General features: G+C 69.0%; 15 protein-coding genes and 1 pseudogene. 11 read left to right on the plus strand and 5 right to left on the minus strand.

Annotated elements, in window-relative coordinates; all coding sequences use genetic code 11:
• The first annotated feature begins 57 nt into the window (after positions 1–57).
• From AC4HOU_RS22665 to AC4HOU_RS22680, 4 genes are read left to right on the plus strand one after another with little or no spacing between them, the layout of a single operon-like run.
• A complete protein-coding gene (locus AC4HOU_RS22665; protein WP_324197295.1) occupies positions 58–1,350 on the plus strand; it encodes an aminotransferase class V-fold PLP-dependent enzyme in 1,293 nt (430 codons plus the stop codon).
• A complete protein-coding gene (locus AC4HOU_RS22670) occupies positions 1,347–2,657 on the plus strand; it encodes a heavy-metal-associated domain-containing protein (protein WP_195019285.1) in 1,311 nt (436 codons plus the stop codon). The genes AC4HOU_RS22665 and AC4HOU_RS22670 overlap by 4 nt, the downstream gene beginning before the upstream one ends.
• A complete protein-coding gene (locus AC4HOU_RS22675; RefSeq protein WP_195019284.1) occupies positions 2,654–4,096 on the plus strand; it encodes an alanine racemase in 1,443 nt (480 codons plus the stop codon). Before AC4HOU_RS22670 ends, AC4HOU_RS22675 begins: the two co-directional genes overlap by 4 nt.
• Entirely contained in the window at positions 4,096–5,415 is a 1,320-nt protein-coding gene (locus tag AC4HOU_RS22680) for a pyridoxal-phosphate dependent enzyme (RefSeq protein ID WP_195019283.1), read from the plus strand. The genes AC4HOU_RS22675 and AC4HOU_RS22680 overlap by 1 nt, the downstream gene beginning before the upstream one ends.
• 87 nt (positions 5,416–5,502) lie before the next feature.
• On the opposite strand, the gene AC4HOU_RS22685 is transcribed toward AC4HOU_RS22680, so the two are convergent.
• Positions 5,503–6,123 carry a maleylpyruvate isomerase family mycothiol-dependent enzyme gene (locus tag AC4HOU_RS22685; protein WP_195019282.1) on the minus strand — a complete coding sequence of 207 codons (621 nt, stop codon included), beginning with the start codon at positions 6,121–6,123 and terminating at the stop codon, positions 5,503–5,505.
• Positions 6,124–6,222: 99 nt separating this feature from the next.
• On the opposite strand from AC4HOU_RS22685, the gene AC4HOU_RS22690 reads away from it, so the two are divergent.
• Complete coding sequence (locus tag AC4HOU_RS22690; protein ID WP_194991205.1) at positions 6,223–7,110, plus strand: MerR family transcriptional regulator; 888 nt, start codon at positions 6,223–6,225, stop codon at positions 7,108–7,110.
• Between the two features lie 11 nt (positions 7,111–7,121).
• Here AC4HOU_RS22690 and AC4HOU_RS22695 read toward each other — a convergent pair whose 3' ends face one another.
• From AC4HOU_RS22695 to AC4HOU_RS22710, 4 genes are all read right to left on the minus strand, one after another.
• Complete coding sequence (locus AC4HOU_RS22695) at positions 7,122–7,928, minus strand: phosphatase PAP2 family protein (protein ID WP_195007152.1); 807 nt, start codon at positions 7,926–7,928, stop codon at positions 7,122–7,124.
• 149 nt (positions 7,929–8,077) lie between these two features.
• A complete protein-coding gene (locus AC4HOU_RS22700; RefSeq protein WP_228807041.1) occupies positions 8,078–9,457 on the minus strand; it encodes a bifunctional phosphatase PAP2/diacylglycerol kinase family protein in 1,380 nt (459 codons plus the stop codon).
• A gap of 309 nt (positions 9,458–9,766) precedes the next feature.
• Complete coding sequence (locus AC4HOU_RS22705) at positions 9,767–11,959, minus strand: MMPL family transporter (RefSeq protein ID WP_194992426.1); 2,193 nt, start codon at positions 11,957–11,959, stop codon at positions 9,767–9,769.
• Between the two features lie 202 nt (positions 11,960–12,161).
• The gene (locus AC4HOU_RS22710; RefSeq protein ID WP_490725292.1) at positions 12,162–13,580 is read right to left on the minus strand and encodes a condensation domain-containing protein; all 1,419 of its coding nucleotides are present in this window, start codon (positions 13,578–13,580) and stop codon (positions 12,162–12,164) included.
• Between the two features lie 209 nt (positions 13,581–13,789).
• Here AC4HOU_RS22710 and AC4HOU_RS22715 point away from each other — a divergent pair, with 209 nt between their 5' ends.
• The 6 genes and pseudogenes from AC4HOU_RS22715 (at position 13,790) to ligD (ending at position 18,637) form a co-directional block, all read left to right on the plus strand.
• On the plus strand, positions 13,790–14,434 hold the full coding sequence (locus tag AC4HOU_RS22715) for a TetR/AcrR family transcriptional regulator (RefSeq protein WP_163814883.1): 645 nt from the start codon (positions 13,790–13,792) through the stop codon (positions 14,432–14,434).
• A gap of 199 nt (positions 14,435–14,633) precedes the next feature.
• Positions 14,634–14,822, plus strand: a complete 189-nt coding sequence (locus AC4HOU_RS22720) for an NfeD C-terminal domain-containing protein (RefSeq protein WP_163814882.1) — start codon at positions 14,634–14,636, stop codon at positions 14,820–14,822.
• A gap of 27 nt (positions 14,823–14,849) precedes the next feature.
• Positions 14,850–15,951 (plus strand): annotated as a pseudogene (locus tag AC4HOU_RS22725) (SPFH domain-containing protein).
• Positions 15,952–15,985: 34 nt separating this feature from the next.
• A complete protein-coding gene (locus AC4HOU_RS22730) occupies positions 15,986–16,384 on the plus strand; it encodes a cold shock domain-containing protein (protein ID WP_163814880.1) in 399 nt (132 codons plus the stop codon).
• Between the two features lie 169 nt (positions 16,385–16,553).
• Positions 16,554–17,639, plus strand: a complete 1,086-nt coding sequence (locus tag AC4HOU_RS22735; protein WP_195007153.1) for an ATP-dependent DNA ligase — start codon at positions 16,554–16,556, stop codon at positions 17,637–17,639.
• Positions 17,636–18,637, plus strand: coding sequence for a non-homologous end-joining DNA ligase (ligD, locus tag AC4HOU_RS22740; protein WP_163814879.1), 1,002 nt, complete (start codon positions 17,636–17,638; stop codon positions 18,635–18,637). Before AC4HOU_RS22735 ends, ligD begins: the two co-directional genes overlap by 4 nt.
• The last annotated feature ends 2 nt before the right edge of the window (positions 18,638–18,639 follow it).

Consider the following 18,639-nt stretch of genomic DNA (forward strand, 5'->3'; position numbering starts at 1 on the left):
CCGGTTTGTGCGTATCGTTGAGCGATATTCAGCGCGTCCGGCGGAGGGAGCGGCACGGTGGGGTCACCTGCGCGAGCGTCGAACCCGGCTCCGGCCCCGGAGCATGCCCATCGGCCCGCGCCCGCCCGGCGGGCGATCGACACCGCTCGCGCGTTGTTCCCGTCGTTGGGCGATACCGGCGAGGTGTATCTCGACAGCGCGGCCACCACTCAGAAGCCATGGCCGGTGATCGATGCGGTCACCGGTTATCACCGCGCGCACACCGCCAATGCCGGGCGCGGTAGTTATCGGTGGTCCACCACGCTCACCGCCCGGATCGCACAGGTGCGCGAGCGGATGGCGGGTTTCATCGGCGCGGCGCATGCCGACGAGGTGGTGTTCACCGCCGGGGCCACGGCCGCGCTCAATGCCGTTGCGCTGTCGTGGGGTCTGGCGAACCTCGACGACGGCGACCAGATCCTGTTCAGTCCGCGCGATCACGCCGCCAACGTGCTGCCCTGGCAGCACCTGCGCGAGATCATGGCCAGGTTCGGCCGGCGAATCGAGCTGGTGCCCTATCGGACGACCGAGCTCGGCGAGGCCGACGTCGCCGATATCGCCGCCAAGATCGGCCCGCGCACACGGTTGATCACCACCAGCCACCTGCATCACGTCTACGGGGCGGTCAGCACGCTCGAGGAGGTGCGCGACCGGATTCCGGAGCGAGTGCTGCTGTGTTTCGACTGCAGCCAGAGCGGCGGGCACCTGCCGGTCGACGTCGTCGAACTCGGGGCCGACTTCGCGGTGTTCGCCGCCCACAAGATGTTCGGCGCACCCGGCGCCGGCGTCCTGTACTGCCACCGCCGGGTCCACGATCAGTTGACGGCGTTCCTGCCGGGCGGTGGCTCCGGGCCCGGCGGCTCGGCGTCGGCGCGGATGCCGGGCCTGCTCGAGGGTGGAACCCCCGATATCGCAGCGCTGCTGGCGCTGGGTGCCGCGCTCGAGGTGCTCGAGTCGTTCGGGATGCAGGCGATCGCCGAGCACAATCGCGATCTCACCCTGCGGCTCGTCGACGGCCTGCGCACGGTGCCGGGTGTGCGCTTGCTGCCCGGCCCCGCGCACGCCCCCTGCGCGAACGGCTACGGGATCGCCGCGTTCACCCTCGACGCGATCTCGGCGAGTGACCTCGGTTTCGTGCTGGCCGAAGCCGGGTTCATGGTCCGCACCGGCGCCCACTGTGTGCCCGCCGATCCGGGGTATGCGCCGGGCGAGGCGGAATCGGTGCGGGTCAGCACCCAGATCTACAACACCCGCACGGAGATCGATCGTTTCACCGACTGCGTCCGCCAGATCGCCGAGGAGGTCCTATGACGGAAGCATCGACGGGGACCGGTGCCGTCCCCCCGCTCCACTACGACCGCAGGGGCGCCTCCCGGGTCCTCGCCGAACTCGCCCAGCCGGGCCTGTTCGCCGCCGCACCGCCGGCACGGCCGCGGCACATCGACTACACCAGCACAGCGCTGACCCCCGAGCCCGGCCACCAGCTCACGGTCTCGCAGCGGATGTATCTGGAGCGGTTCATGCGGCCCTGCCGCCCGGATCAGGTCACCACCGCCACCCATCGAATCACCTGGACCGACAGCCACGGCATCCCCAATACCGGCCACTACCGCGATGACGGCCTCGGCCCGATCATGCCGATCGCCGCCCGCGAGGCCGTGTTGGAGCTCTGGGATCGGCTCGCGGCCAATCATGAGCTGGCCGAACGCATCTCGCGGTTGGGTGGCGCGGCGCAGGGTCTGCTCGAGGCGACGACCACCGATCACGATCCGATCGAGATCTTCCGGGTCGGTATCGAGGCCACCGGCCGAGCGCTGGCCCAGCACGCGCTACTGGCCCGGCAGACCCCCTACCGCGACGGCGCCGAGTTCGCCCACGGCTTGCTCGGATCCGGCATTTTCGCCGCGGTCGCGACTCGCTGGTACTGGGAGCTCCAGGCCTCCACGTATCGGCGCGGCATGATCCCGGTGACGTTGCGGGCGCAACCGGATGCGACGGTGCGGTATTCGGCCGAGACGGTCGCGGTACTGCGGGCGATGAAGGACGCCACGATCGCCGACGCGCACACGGTGATGCGACGCGCCACCGGGCCGGAGGGTCTGACCGTGGCCGAGGCGATCGAGAAATACCACGACGACCTCGATCTCATCTCCCGCCAGTACGCGCTGCTGCCCTCGGGTGCGCGACCGGCCTGTCTGGCCGCCATGCCGCACCGGATCGGCGACGAGCACTACAGCATTCTGCCGGTGGTGGCCGAGCAGTTCGTCGCCACCTTCGTCCGGATTCATTCCGATCTCACCATCGGCGAGCTGCCGCATGAGAGGGACGGGCTCGACGGTGACGGTCCGCTCGCCGCCGACGACCAGGTCTTCTATGTGCCCGATATGACCTGCAAGCACTGTGTGCGGACCATCGGAGGCGTGCTGGAGTCCATGGGTATCCGGGTGTCGGAGATCGATCTGGTCAGCAAGCGGGTGGTGGCGGATTTCCGCAGTCCCCGCAATCGGGCGCGCGCGTTCGAGGCGCTGCGCGACGGCGGGTACAACCCGTCGGCGGTGCCCGCACAGTCCGAGTCCGGTGCGGGTGTGCCGGCCGCGGCGGCGGAATCCGGTCGATGACCGCACCCGCGTTGCCCGGACTGATCGCTCCGATCGTGCGGGCGTTCCTCGCCGAACGCGCGAGCCTCGAGACCGCGCTGGCCGAGTACGGCTCCCCGCTGAACATCGTGTTTCCCCAGGTCTTCGAGCACAACCTGGGCCGACTCCGCGGCGTGCTCGACCAGCGTGGCATCGCGTACCGAATCTGCTACGCGCACAAGGTGAACCAGGCGCGGGCCTTCGTCCGAGCAGCGGCCGGAGCGGGCATCGGCATCGACGTGGCCTCGGCCGGAGAGCTGGCCAGCGCGCGACGCGGTGGGTTCGGGCCGGAGCGAATCGAGGCCACCGGACCCAAGGGCGCCGGATTTCTCCGGCAGCTGATCGAGGCGGGCGTCACGGTGAACGTGGACAACCAGTGGGAGCTGGAGACGATCGCCGAACTGGCGGAAGGGCGCGCGCCGGTTCCGGTGCTGGTGCGGGTGTCCGGGTTCGATCCGGCGCGGGTGAGCCGGTTCGGCATCGCGCTGGCGCGGATGGATCCGGCCCTGCGGACGCTGGCGGCCCATCGGGGTCGGATCGACCTGCGTGGCTTCGCGTTCCATCTCGATTCCGGTGATGTCGGCGAGCGGGTACGCGCGTTCGATGCCTGCCTGGCGCTGATCGAACGCGCCTACGAGCACGACCTCACCCCGTCGGTGCTCGATATCGGCGGCGGTCTGCGCCAGGTATTCACCGCCGACGCCACGGATTTCGACCAGTACGTGCGCGCACTGCGCGCCTCGCTCGCCGGTCTGGGCGAGCCGATGAGCTGGGGCAACACCACCTTCGGCTATCAGGTGGACGGCGGCACGGTGCGCGGGGTGCCGGTGTTCCACAAGTACGCCAATACCGTTGCCGCCGAGCACATGCTCGCCGAGTTGCTGGATACGCCCTTGGAGCGGCACGGTGGCCGGACCGTCGCGCAGGTGGCGGCCGACAATCTGCTCGAACTGTGGCTGGAACCGGGTAAGGCGCTCGTCGACCACGCCGGTATCACGGTGGCGACGGTCGAGGTGGTGAAGGAGGCCGCGAACGGTTCGGTGCTGGTGGATCTCGATATCAGCCGGGACGCGGTGACCCCGGCCGATCAGGAGGTCATGGTCGATCCGCTGGTGCTGCCCGGTGACGCGCGCGAGACGCCGGATCCGGGCGCGGTACGGGTGTTCTTCGCCGGGCGGCTGTGTTTGGAGCGAGATCTGATCACCAACCGGGTCGTCGCCCTTCCCTGGCTGCCTCGCCCCGGAGATCGGGTGGTCTTCCCGAATACCGCCGCCTACCACATGGATTTGTCGGCGGCGACGGCATCGATGCACCCGCCCGCCGCCAAGGTCGCCGTCATCGGTGACAGCGGCGGGTTCCGGGTATATGCCGACGCGGCGTTCGGGGCCGAGTCGACGGCCGGACTGTCGGAGGTGCGGTGATGCTCTACGACCACGTCGCCGAACTCATCGGCAACACTCCGCTGCTGCGCCTGGATCCCGCCGTGCACGGGCTCGACGGCGTGCAGCTGTACGCGAAACTGGAGTCGCACAACCCGTTCGGTTCGGTCAAGGACCGGGTCGCCTGGGCCATGATTCGCGACGAGCTCCCCGGTCTCGCCGACGAGCAGCGCACGCTCATCGAAGCGTCGAGCGGCAATACCGCGAAGGCGTTGCGGATGCTGGGCGCGGTGCACGGCGTCGGGCTGCGGGCGGTGACGAACCGGATCAAGGTCGACGAGGTGCGCGATCTGCTTCGCCTGCTCGGCACCGAGATCGTGGAACTGCCCGGTCTGTCCGAATGCCCGGATCCGACCACACCCAACGACGTCTACTCGGTGATCGAAGCGACGATGGCGGAGCGGCCGGGCGCATTCCATCATCCGTCGCAGTACACCAACGAGAAGAACGTGCAGGCCCACCACGACGGCACCGGACGCGAGATCCATGAGGACCTCGCCGCCGTGGGCATCGACCGCGTCGACTACCTCGTCGGCGGGCTCGGCACCACCGGTTCGACCCGCGGCACCGCCACCTACCTGCGCAAACATCATCCGGAGCTGCGCACTATCGCCGTGGTGTCGGAGCGGTCGGATTTCATCCCGGGGATTCGTTCCGAACACGAGATGTGGGATGTGGGGCTGTTCCAGCCCGATTTCTACGACCGCATCGTCACCGTGGATTCGGCCCGCGCGATCGAGGCGACGCTGACGCTGGCACACGGCTACGGCGTGCTCGCGGGCCCGACGAGCGGCGCGGCATACGCGGCGGCGGTGGACAGCCTCGCCGACGTCGAGCGTTCGGGCACCGAACCGATCGTGGCGGTCGTCGTCGTCTGCGATCGGATCGAACCGTATCTGTCCTATATCAAGAAGCGCAGGCCCGACCTGTTCGGCGGGACGAAGCGGCGCTACACACCGACACCGCAGGAGCTGGCCGCCGTACCGGTCCTCACGCCCACCGAACTCGCCGAGCTGAACCGCACCGAGCACCCGGTGCTGGTGGACACCAGAGGCGCCATGGCCTACCGGATCGGCCACGTTCCCGGTTCGCTCAATATCCCCGACGACCACCTGGCCGATCTGCTCACCCACGCCACCCCCTTCTCCGTGACCCGTCCCGTGGTGTTCATCTGCCCCACCGGCGACATGTCCCGTCACTTCGCCGCCACCATCCAGCGCACCGGACATCGGGCCTACAGCCTCGACGGCGGCCTGATCGCCTGGCGGGATGCGGGGCTGCCGCTGGAACGCGGCAGCTGAGAGTGGGCGCGGGCCGGTCGGCGCGCGGGCTCCGCGGGCGACCGTGCTGCTCGGGTGCCGCCGAACCTACCGGACAGGCCGCGCGATTCAGTCGGCGATCAGGCTCGTCGGCGCGATCCGCCCGGTCAGCAGCAGCAACAGCCTCGAGGCGGGTGCGGCAATCAGGACACCGTCACCCGCCGACCAGTCGGCGTCGGTGGCGCGCAGCCGATAGCCCGCGAAGTTGCGCGCCGCATGGAAGGGCCAGCCCATCGTCCAGATCCGTTCCAGCGACCAGCGAGCCGGTTCCTCCGGTATCTCGTACCGCAGGCCCAGCGGGACGGCGATGTCCTGGCCATGGACCAGCAGATCCATCAGCCGATCGGTGGGTGTGGTGCCGATCGGGGTGATACGGCGGTCGGCGGATGCGCGCAGCCGCCGCAGCAAGCCGGCGCTGTCGAGCTGCGTGGCGAGCCGAATCGCGGTGTCGCGGTTGAGCCGGTCGAGACTGCCGTGCGCCCGCACCAGCTCCCATAGCAGTCGGCCGAGGGATGCCTCAGAGCTGATCACGACGTGCGCGACGACCTCACGGACCCGCCAGCCCGCGCACAGCGAGTCCTGATCCCAGGCATGGCCGGGCAAGCTCGCGAGCAGATCGGCCAAACGTTCGCGCTCGGCGGCGACCGCCCGCCAGATCTGCTCCTCGGATGGGGTCGATACCTGCGTCATCGGTGTTCCTCCTGGTTGCTCGACTACCGGTACCGTAGGAACTCCAGCCGGGTGGAGGTTCCAGCTAAAGTGACGCACGACACACATCCTCGTGATCTGGTGAGCATTGGTGAGCTGTCCCGCCGCACCGGTGTCGCGGTGCGCACCCTCCGGTTCTATTGCGACGAAGGACTTCTCGCACCGCGCCGCACCGCGGGCGGACACCGGGTGTTCGAACCCGCCGTCGTCGACCAGGTGCTATCGATGCGTCGGATGCGCGCGCTCGGGCTCGGGTTGGCCGAGATCGCCGGAATCCTCTCGGGTGACATGACGATCGAGGACGCGATCGCCGATGCCCGCCACGAGGTGAGCGGCCGACTCGACGCGCTGTCGTGGCGGCACGCCTCGCTGCTCGCCATCGAACGAGCCGCACCCGGCGAACGTGCCGCCCGCCTCGAACTGCTCGCGCAGGTACCGGATCGAGCCGCCGCCCGGAGCGCCATCATCTCGTTCTGGCGACGGGTACTCGCGGCCATGCCGACCGAGTTGTTCGATGACTTCGTCGAGATGGACGTGCCGCGGGTACCGGCGCATCCGACGCCGGATCACGTAATCGCCTTCGCCGAACTCGTGCGGTTGGTCGGCACACCGGAGCTGGATCGGGTCATCGCACGCCAGCTCTGGCGCACCGACACCGAACGGATCCAGGACAGGCGGGCCCTGCTGCTCGGGGTCGCCGACGCCTACGCCGCGGTAGCGCAGCGAGTACTGGACGGCCACCCACCGTGCGCGGGCCCCGAACTCGACCGTTTCGTCGCTGTGCACGCCGAGGTGCGCGGCCGCGCCGACACCACGGCCTTCCGCCGCGAGTTGGCCTTCGGCATCCCCGATACTCACCCGGCGACCAGCCGGTATTGGACGCTGACCGGCGCGATACTCGGGACCGAGCACACCACCGGCACCGCGCAACGCTGGCTGCACAGCGCGCTCAGCGCATCCGTCGCCTGAGCGAGATCGGGCTAGCGGGGAAGGCTTCGCTGCGTGCCTGCGCTGTCCGGCTCGGTGTCGGCACCGCTGTCGGATCGGACGTTTCGATGGTCGTGGGCGCGGCGGCCGGTCTCGGCAGCTCGCCGGACGGGAGCGCCCCGCTGTGTGCCGGTGCTGCGTTCGCGGCCGGCAGCCGCCGCTGAGACCGGTAGATCCTCCTGGACCGGCGGCAGGGTGCGGCGGTAGCGGGCGTAGCCGGTGAGCATGATGGTCAACCAGAGCAGGCCGATGCTCCAGCCGGCCAGGACGTCGGTGGGCCAGTGCACGCCGAGGTAGACGCGGGACAGGCCGACCAGCGCGACGAACGTCGCGGCGGCGACGGCCACGGCACGTTTGGGGCCGGGCCGGCGCAGGCCGGCGATGACCACGGCGGCGATGACGCCGACCACGACCGCCGACCCGAGGCTGTGCCCGGACGGATAGGAGTGGCTGGTGACCACGACCAGCCGGTCCGCCATCGGCGGGCGTTCGCGATCGATCACGGATTTGAGCAGCGGAATCAGCAGCGCCGAACCTGCTCCGGTCACCGCGACCAGCGTCAGTTCGGGCCACTGGCGGCGGGTGGCCAGCACCGCGCACGCGAGTATCGCCGCCGACCACATCGCGATGGTGCCGCCGGAGTGGGTGATCACCTTCACGACCGGGGTCAGCGCGTCGACCCGGTGCGCGACCACCCAGTCCATGATCGGCACATCCACCGCCGCCTCGGCGCCGCCGTGCAGGACGAACCAGGTCAGGCTCACCGCCGACACCGCGAGCACGATCGCCAACCACACCATCGAATCAGCCTAGGCGTTGCCCGCGCCGGCCCGCGAAAGCCCACCCTCGGCGTGCCGCCGACCGGCTGACGACACCGGTGACTGTCGCCGTGCGGCAGCCCACCGGGGAGCCGACACCGACGCCGGAGGCGGTCGTGCCTCGTCGGGAGTCAGCGTGGCGTGGTGCTCTCGACGGCGGCGGACCGGAAGACGCCGAGCCCGCCGGGCTCGCTGCTGATGGTGAGGTCGCTGACCCGATGGTTGACCTCGCCGTCGGTGGCGAGGGAGACATCCGAGCCGACCACCTGCACTCGCATCTGCGCCACCCGACGGTGCACGTAGGTGTGCGAATGCTCCAGGCTGCCGGTGATGGTCGACCAGATCAGCCGGGTTCGTGACAGCGGCAGATCCGCGCGCAGGTAGCGGACGTCGAGGGTGCCGCCGTGCAGGCGCGGGCGCGAAGTCGGGATCTGGTGGCCGGGCAGATAGGTGCCGTTGCCGACGAACAGCATCCAGATCTCGACCCGTTCCCCGTCGATGATCGCGTGCAACGGCTGCGCCCGCGACAGCACCCGCAGCATCGCGACCGCCGCGGCCGGCCATTTCCCGAGTCGCGATTGCAGCTTCTCGCGCAGACGCACGAAATCCGGGTAGCCGCCGAGGCTGGCGGTGTTGATGAAGGTGCGTTCACCGTCGCCACCGAAGCGCACGCGGGCGATATCGGTGCGCATCACCTCGCCCGATTCCAGCGCTGCCACCGTCGCGGCCGGGTCGTCGACGCCGAGGTCGCGCGCGAAATGGTTGAGGGTTCCGCCGGCGAAGACCGCGAGTGGCAGGTCGTGGCGGAGCGCGGCTTCGGCCACACCGGAGACGGTGCCGTCGCCGCCGAGTGCACCGAGTGCGACCACTCCTCCCGCGCGGACCTGCTCGGCGATCTGTGCGCCGAGATCGGCGCGCGGATCCAGTTCGAGGATCTGCGCCGCGGGAAGCCTGTCGCGGAGGGGGTCGAGCTGGTCGCCGTTGCCCAGCCCGGAGGACCGGTTGACCACCAGCAGCAGCCCTTTGCCGTCGGGCAACGGTGTGGTGGATTCGGTGGGCCCCATGGTGGCCGGTTCACCGGCGTGCACCGCCCACCAGCGCCGGGTGGCCAGTGCCAGCGCCGAGCCGAGCATCGCGCCCGCGACCACATCGGAGGGCCAGTGCACCCCGATGTGCACGCGGGAGTAGCCGACCGCGACCGCGACCGGTGCCACCGCGACGGCGGCGCGGCGGTCTTCGAGCGCGACGCCGGTGACGAACGCGGCCGCCGACGCCGAATGCCCGGACGGGAACGACGACGAGTAGGGCGGTTTGACCGGCCTGCGCACGAACGGCACGGAGGCGTCCGGTGGCCTGCGGCGCGGAAACATCGGCTTGGCGATACCGTTGGCGATACCGCTGGCCAGCCCGACCGACAGCACTCCGCGTACCGCGGCCCGGCGTTGCGCCCGGTCCCCCACCAGGTACATGACCGCGGCGATGGCCACCCACAGCAGGTTGCGGTCGGCCATCCGGCTCAGTTTGCGCAGCACCCGGTCCGCCGGTGTGGGTCGTAAGTCGGCACTACGCGCTATCAGCCACCGATCCACCGCACTCACTACTTACCTCGCTTCTCGCCGGGCCACCGGGCATCGGCCACGGCACTGTCGGAGTCTAGCGACCCGGCACGCGCCACGCCCGAATCCGGGCTGGACAACCGGCGGTGCAGACGTCGAGTTCCGCTGCGCGCCACTGTATTCGGCGCTGTGCATGGCCGGCTCACGCCATCGTGGACCCGCGGCGGCCGATCTCGCCCAGAGCCCGGCGACGCCGACGGGCGCTCACCCCTTGCCGATGGGTGTCGGTTGCGGTGGTTCATCGGCGAGCACGGGCTCGCCCAATCCGATGCGCCGCTGCAGCCGTGTCATCCATTCCGGCGCCCACCAGCATCTGTCGCCGAGCAGGGTCATCGTGGCCGGAACCAGCATCATGCGTAACACGGTGGCGTCGATGATCAGCGCGGCGATCATGCCGAAGGCGATGTACTGCATCATCACCAGATCGGAGAAGGCGAAGGCGCCGGTCACCACCAGCAGGATCAGCGCGGCGGCGGTGATGATGCGCCCGGTGTGCGCGGTGCCGGTGCGCACCGCCTCCTCGGTGGAGGCGCCCTTGGCGCGGGCCTCCACCATGCGCGAGAGCAGGAAGACCTCGTAATCGGTGGACAGCCCGTAGATGATGGCGATGATGAGCACCAGGATGTTGGCCTGGATGGGTTGCGGGGTGAAGTTCAGCAGGTCGGCGCCGTGCCCGTCGAGGAAGATCCAGGTCAGGATGCCGAGCGTGGAGCCGAGCCCGAGCGCGCTCATCAACGCCGCCTTGATCGGCAGCACGAGCGAACCGAAGGTCAAGAACATCAGCATCGTGGTCACCAGCAGCACCAGCGCGATCATGAACGGGATACGCACCAGCAACGCGTCGATGCTGTCTTTCTGAATCGCGGGGACCCCGCCGACCAGCATGGTCACCCCGTCGGGCCGTTCCAGATCGCGCAGGTACTCGATGGTCTCGCCCGCTTCGGCCGAGTCGACGAGGGTGGCCTTGGTGCGGTACACGTCGCCCTGCACCGTCGAGCGCGACGGAATCTCGAAATCGCCCGCCAGGCCGGGGGCGGTATTCGCCGCATCCCACAGATCACCCACCGCGGTGCTGTTGTCGGAGACGAAGATCAATTCCAGCGGATCCGATTTCCGGACCGGGAACAGCGCGTCGATCCGCTCCTGGGCGACTCGGGTCGGATCGTCCGGCGGCAGATAGCGTTCACTGAAACCGCCGAAGACGAGGTTGCGCATGGGCAGGATCAACAGCAGCAGCCCCAGGCACAGGGCGATGCTGATCTTCCGCGGATGCCGCATCACCCACGCGGTGCTGCGCGCCCAGAATCCGTGCTCGATCTCGTCGGCGGACCTGGTGCGACGGAACCGCTCGAAGCCGAGCAGATCCACCCGGGGCCCGAGCACCGCGAGCATCGCGGGCAACAGGGTGATCGAGGCCAGCGCCGCCAGTGAGACGGTCGCGATGGCGCCGTAGGCCATCGATTTCAGGAAACCCTGCGGGAACAGCAGCATGCCGCCGAGGCTGGCGATGATCATCGTCGCCGAGAACACCACCGTGCGCCCGGCCGTCAGCACCGAGCGGCGCACCGCGGTCGGCGTGTCATGGCCCGCGGCCAGTTCTTCGCGGAACCGGCTCACCACGAACAGGCCGTAGTCGATCGCCAGCCCGATCCCGATCATCGAGACCACCGGGGAGACGAAGGTATTCACGTCGGTGGCCATGGTGAGCAGCCGCAGAATGCCGTAGGCGCCGAACACGGTGAGCCCGCCGACGATCAACGGCAGCGCCGCCGCCACCACGCCGCCGAAGATGAAGAACAGCAGCACCGCGACCGCCGGGATGGCCAGCATCTCCAAGCGCCTGGTGTCGTGGGCGACGGTGTCGTTCAAGGTGCCCGCGACCGCTTGCAGGCCGCCGACCTGCACCTCGATCCCCGGAATCGCGAAGGCGTCCTTGACCTTGCGATAGTTCTGCACCATCTCGGTGTCGGTCTCGCCGCGAATGGCGATCGCGGCGACGGCGTGGGTGCGATCGTCGGTCGCCGCCTGCGGTCCGCTCAGTTTGCCGGTCTCGGTCGGCCAATAGGCGGCATTGATGCCGAGGATCTCGTCGGGGTGCTCGCGGGGCAGGCGGTTGAGGTTGTCCACGACGCGATCGCGGAATTGCGGGTCGTCGACGGTGCCGCCGTCGGGCGCGGTGTAGAGGACCACCACGTCGACGTCATGGTTGCGGCCGAAGGCCCGGTCGGACAAGCGTGCGGCTACGGCGGATTCCGAGGTGGGATCGTCCAAACCACCCGAGGTCAGGTGGTCGTCGAGGCCGGTGCCGATCGCGCCGAGGCCGAGCATCGCCGCGCCCACCACCACGATGACGGCGAACCGCCACCGGTACACCAGCTGCCCCCAGCGAGTGAACATCACCCGATCCCGGGTACGGCGGCGCACACTCCGGCGCGCCCGCGACGATCTCGTCGATCCGATCGGACCAGCACGCCGATTGCCAAGGGGCCGGGTCCTTTCCGCTCATACCAGCACTGTTGGACGTCATCCAACGTACCGGCCGGAAGCGACTGGACGTTACGGTTGTGAATTCTCCTAATGGCCAACAGGTTCCGTGCGGTTACGCCACTGCGGTCGATGAATGATCGACGACGGCTCGGATGGGCCCGCGGTAGCCGGCCGCCAGAGCGTGTACCACGGACTCGAAGCGGGCAACGAACGATTCCGCGGTCGGTGGATCGAACAGCGCGGTGGGATAGAGGAACACGCCGTCGACGCCGGCCGGGGCTCCGGCGTCGTCGTAGCGTTCGACCAGCCCGAACTCCAGATCATGTTTGGCCCGCGGGGCCCCGACCGGCACCTCGGTGACGGTGGGCGTCCGCGCGCCGGCCGACGGTGGCGCCGCGGCCGCGCGTTCGAGGATCAGGGTGGCCTGGAACAGCGGGGTCCGCGCGTCCTCGAGCAGGCAGCGCTTCAGTCGCGGGTTCGGTGTGTCCGGATGCGCGAACGCGGCCAGCGCCACCCTGCGGACCTGCTCGATGAGCTCGTCCATATCCGCGGCACGGTCCAAGCGGATTCGCAGCAACACGTCGTCGGCGAAGTTGCCGACCAGATCGTCGAGCAGCCGGTGGTCGCGTCCGCTCACCGCGGTCGCCACGGTGACGTCGTCGCTGCGGCCGAACCAGCCGACACACACCGCGAACGCCGCCTGCACGACCATGAACAGGCTGGCCCGCCCCCGCTGGGCGCGTGCGAGCAGGGCGGCGTGCACCGATGGCGCGAAAGCCACCGCGATGGTCGCGCCGTCGGCGGACGGCACCGCGGCACGGGGCCGATCGTAGGGGAACCGCAGCATCGCGGGCCGTCCGGCGAGGGTGTTGGCCCAGTAGCGCAGCTGCTGGGTGGCGCGGCTCCACTCGTCGGCGTACTCACCGAGCTTGGCGTGCTTCCACACCGTGTAATCGGCGTACTCGACCGGAAGCGGCGGCAGAACCGGCGCCCGGCCGCACGCGCGGGCGGTATAGGCGGCGCCCAGGTCGCGCATCAGTGGGGCCACCGAGCGGCCGTCGATGCTGATGTGATGGGCCACCAGCAGCAGCACCACGTCGTCCTCGCTCAGCACGTACACCCGCGCCCGCAGCGGCAGCTGCGCGGCCAGGTCGAACTCGCGGCCGGCGAATTCGGCGAGCCGGGCGGGCAGATCGGCCTCCGATACCGGGCATACCCGGATGTCCAGATCGGCCTCGGCGATCGGGACCACCACCTGCTCGGGCCCGTGTTCGGTGGCCGGGTAGCGGGTACGCAACGGCTCATGCCTGGCAACCACATCGGTGAGCGCGGTGACCAGCGCGTCGACGTCGATCGAGGCACCGCGGATGCGGACCGCGCGCGCCACGTTCCAGTCCGCCGAGCGGCCCGCCCGCGCCGCATGCCACATCCGCTCCTGCGCCGGTGCCAGCGGCAGATGCGCCGGACGGGGACGGCGCATCAACACCGGCGGGCGCGCCGCCGCCGGCAGCGCGTGCCCGGATCGCAACACCGGTATCGGACCCGTACCGAGCCGGTCACCCGAACTCCTCGACCCGGCCCTCGTAGCGGAGTCCACCACCTGCACCTCACCAACACGCTCGATCTCGCGGGAAAGGTAACCGGGTCGAGTTAACCGACAGTTACCGATGCGTGAAGGCGCCGAGTCGGAGATCCGGCGGGGTGGCCGAGCGGCGCGAAGGCCGGCACTAGGGTGGAACGGTGCAGACAGGCCAGGAATCAGACCACCCGCACGCGGATCCACTCGCCGGACCCCGGATCTGGGGCGGAACCACCCTCACCGAGCGCAAGCAGGTGCGGCGGGCAGCGCTACTGGAGGCGGCGCTGGATCTGATCGGCGAATCCGGAGCAGCCGGAGTCACCATGCGGGCGGTGTGCCGCCGGGCCACTCTCACCGACCGCTACTTCTACGAGAGCTTCGCCAGCCGCGACGAACTGCTCGACGTGCTCTACCGGCAGGTCGCCGAGGAATTCCTGGAACCGATGACGGCCTTCGCCGTGGCCGACGATCCGTCGAGGGACCGCGCCCTGTCGGAAGTCCTGGTCGACAAGGTGCTGGAGGATCCGCGCAAGTCACGCCTGTTCCTGGTGGAGCCGTATTCCAGTACCGGCCTCGGGCAGACCACCATCGCGGTGATGCCCGCGTTCACCCGGCTCATCCAGGACCACCTGTTCTCCCATATCGACGACCCGGTGCGGCGGCGTCTGGCGGCGGTCACCATGGCCAGCGGCAATGCCGGCATGTTCTCGGCCTGGCTCAACGGATCCCTGCGGGCCGATCGCGATGAGATCGTCGATCATCTCGTCGCGATGATCACCGCCTACCGCGGGCTGTACCGGCACTGATCGCGGCCGCGGCACCGCTCACCATCGAGTGGCCCCGCCCGGCGTTGGCGTCGGCCGCCCAGATCGTTTCCGGCATCGGACTTCTCGGGGCCGCTGTCATCATCCATGACGGCCGGCTCGGCCGGCCCCGCGAAAAGTAGGCTCACCGCAGGAGGTTCGAACGTTGACCGATGCGGTAGTGGGTTGTACGGGTACGCTGATGTCGCCGATCCGGGGGGCCGGGATGCTGGGTGAGGTCCTGGTCGCCGTCCGAGGGGGAACCGAGCTCTACATCGCGCGCGCCACCGAGCCGATCGCGGCCGGGGCGACCGTGCTGATCATCGCTGTCGACTCCGGCCGCATCGCCGAGGTGGTGCCGTGGATCCCGCTCCCGGATCCGCCGCAATGAGGTGTTCGAAACAGCAAGGGAGACACAGTGCTGGGCTACCACGTTCCGGATCCGGACGAGGCAATGCTGGTCAGCGGCGCCAAGAGCAAGGACAACGCGCCGTTCAAGGTGATCATCGGACGCGGCGCCTGGGTGGTGCCGTTCTTCCGTAAGGTGCGGTACCTGTCGCTGGCCATGTTCGAGGCCGAGATCAAGGAGCGTTGCGAGACCAAACAGGCGATCCAGCTCGATGTGCGCGCGGTCGTCGCGTTCAAGGTCGCCAACGACACCGCCTCGATCGTCAATGCCGCGCAACGGTTCCTGTCCGAACAGGAACGCGAGATGTCGATGCTGACCGGGCGGATCTTCTCCGGCCATCTGCGTTCCATCGTCGGTTCGATGACCGTGGAGGAAATCATCCGGGAACGGCAGAAGCTGGCCGACGAGGTGCTGGTGGCGTCGAAGGTCGAGATGGGCAATATCGGCCTGTGGGTCGACTCGTTCCAGATCATGTCCATCGACGACGGCGACCTCGGCTACATCAACGCCCTCGCCGCACCGCACAATGCCGCCGTGCAGCGCGACGCGCAGATCGCGCGCTCGCAGGCCGCGCAGCGGGCGGCCGAAGCCGAACAGGAATCGCTGCGCCGGCAGGCCGAATACCAGCGCGAGACCTCGATCCTGAAGGCCCAGTACCAGCGCGATATCGACAAGGCCGAAGCCGAGGCGGCCGCGGCCGGCCCGCTGGCGCAGGCGCTGGCCCAGCAAGAGGTGCTCATCGCCAAAGGCCGAACAGGCACGCAAGGAAGCCGAACTGCGTGAACAGCAGTTGCAGGCCGAGGTGGTGAAACCCGCCGCTGCCGAGGCCGAGCGGGTGCGCATTCTCGCCGAGGCCGAGGCGGACCGGACCAGGATCCAGGCCGAGGCCGCGGCCTCCAACAACCGGATCGCGCTGGACCAGTTGCTCATCGAGCAATTGCCCGAGATCGTGCGCCAGGCATCGCACGGTCTGTCCAATGCCAACCTCACCGTGCTCAACGGACCCGATGGGGTCAGCGAATTGGTCAACGGGATGGTCGGTCAGGGCCTGACGGTGTTCTCATCGCTGCAAAAGGCGCTTTCCTCCAACGATGGAGAAAATGCGGGCTAAAGTGGCCCGGTAGCGTCGGCGACGAGGAGCGGGTGTGGTGGCCATCGGGAAATTGGTGTCGTTCGACAGCTCGCGCGGATTCGGTTTCATTCGCCCCGAAGACGGTGGCCCGGATGTTTTCGTGCACGTCAACGACATCGGTCTCGACGAGGACGAACTGCGCCAGGGCCGGGTGTTCGAGTTCGAGATCACCGAGGGCGACCGCGGGCCGAAGGCGATCAATCTCGCCGCCGCTGGCGGCGCGCTCGGCCCCGCTCCTCGCGTCCGCATCAAAGACCGGGCGGGGGTGGTGGTGTTGAGCCCCGCCGAGCACACCCGGCTGGTCACCGAACTGCTCCTGGATGCGAGCCCGGCCCTCACCGCCGGTGAGATCATCACCATCCGCGAACGACTCACCGCCTTCGCCGCCGAACACGGCTGGCTCGACGACTGACCCCGGCCACTCGCGCCCGTCCGGCACGCCCGCCGTTCTGCCCGGGATCCCGCACGCTGTCGGTGCCGCCACATACGATCGCCACACCGATGAATCCATCGGCCCCACCGATGAATCATCGTCGGTCGCGACGTCGACATCGGTGAGGACCGACTCCGAGGAGGATCGCGTGGACCTACCGGTGATGCCACCCGTGCGGCCGATGCTCGCCAAATCCGCCCCAGCGGTACCGCGGGAACCCGGGCTGAGTTATGAACCCAAATGGGATGGATTCCGGTGCATCGTGTTCCGCGACGGCGCCGAGATCGAACTCGGCTCCCGCAACGATCGCCCGCTGACCAGGTATTTCCCCGAGGTCGCCGAGCTGTTGAAGGACGCGTTGCCGCCGCGCTGCGTGGTCGACGGCGAGATCGTCATCGTCACCGAGGCCGGCCTCGATTTCGACACCCTGCAGCTGCGGCTGCACCCAGCCGCCTCACGGGTGGCCAAACTCGCCGCGGAAACCCCGGCGAGTTTCGTCGCCTTCGATCTGCTCGCGCTCGGCGACGACGATTTGACCGGCGAGCCGTTCCGGGAACGCAGGCGCCTGCTCGAGACCATCCTCGATACCGAACTCGCCCGGGTGCACCTGACGCCGATCACCTCCGATCCCGATATCGCCGAGGACTGGTTCACCCGCTTCGAGGGCGCCGGCTTCGACGGAGTGATGGTCAAGGCCGACGATCAGCGGTATCAGCAGGACAAACGGGTGATGCTCAAGGTCAAACACGAACGCACCGCCGATTGCGTGGTCGCCGGATTCCGCTGGCACAAAGACGGCGAGGGGGTCGGTTCGCTGCTGCTCGGGCTCTACGACGACGAGGGCAACCTGCATCATGTCGGGGTGGCGAGCAGCTTCACCGCGGCCAAACGCAAGCAGTTGATCGACGAGCTCGCGCCCTGGCGCGAGGGCGCGCTGGACAACCATCCGTGGCGCGACTGGGCCGACGCGGCTGCCCAGGCATCGGCCGAAGGCAAGATGCCGGGCGGGATGAGCCGCTGGAGTGCGGGCAAGGATCTGTCCTGGGAGGCGCTGCGGCCCGAGCTCGTCGCCGAGGTCCGCTACGAGCATGTGCAGTCGGGGCGGTTCCGCCACGGCGGCAGGCTGGTGCGGTTCCGCACCGACCGCACGCCCGAATCGTGCACCTACGGCCAGCTCGACGAGGTCGCCCCGGCCGAACTGGCCGCCATCTTCGGTTCCGAGGTGGCGCGATGAGCAGCTCGGTCGAGATCGAGGTCGACGGCCGCAATCTCACCATCTCCAACCCCGACAAGGTGTATTTCAGCAAGCGCGGGGAGACGAAACTCGATCTGGTGCACTACTACCAGGCCGTGGCCGAACCACTGCTCGGCGTCATCGGCCACCGGCCACTGCTGCTGGAGCGCTATCCCGACGGTGCGTCGGGCAAATCCTGGTTCCAGAAGCGGGTGCCGAAATCCGCGCCCGACTGGTTGCACACGGTCGAGGTGTCCACCCCCAACGGCACCACCAGCGACGCGCTCGTCGCCCACGATCTGGCCCACATTCTGTGGGCGGTGAATCAGGGCTGTCTCGGGTTCCACGTGTGGCCCAATCACGTCGACGATCTCCGCATCGCCGACGAATTGCGCGTGGATCTCGACCCCTCCCCCGGTATCGGCTTCGACGATCTGCGCGCGGCTGCCGTGCGCACCCGGGAACTGTGCGCCGAACTCGGTATCGACGCTCGGGTCAAGACCTCCGGATCGCGCGGGCTGCATCTCTATGTGGCACTGGAGCCGCGCTGGGACGGCTACCAGGTGCGTGCGGCGGCGGTCGCGCTGGCCCGTGAGCTGGAACGTCGCCATCCCGAGGAGATCACCGCGCACTGGTGGAAGGAAGAGCGCGGCCGCCGCGTCTTCGTCGACTACAACCAGAACGCCCCGCACAAAACGGTTTTCGGGGCGTGGTGTGTGCGGCCCAAAGTCGGCGCCCAGGTGTCGACGCCGATCTCCTGGGATGATCTGGCGACGGTGGTGCCGGAGGAGCTGACCATCGCCACCGTCCCGGCCCGGCTGGCCGAACGCGGCGACCCATGGGCCGATCGGCCGCCACAGTCGATCGAACCGCTGCTGGAGATGTCGGAGCGGGATATGGCCTCGGGTCTGATGGACGCGCCGTGGCCGCCGCAGTATCCGAAGATGCCCAACGAGCCACCACGCGTCCAGCCCAGCCGCGCCAAGAAGGCCGACTGAGG

The organism is Nocardia sp. JCM 38205, from assembly GCF_058222935.1.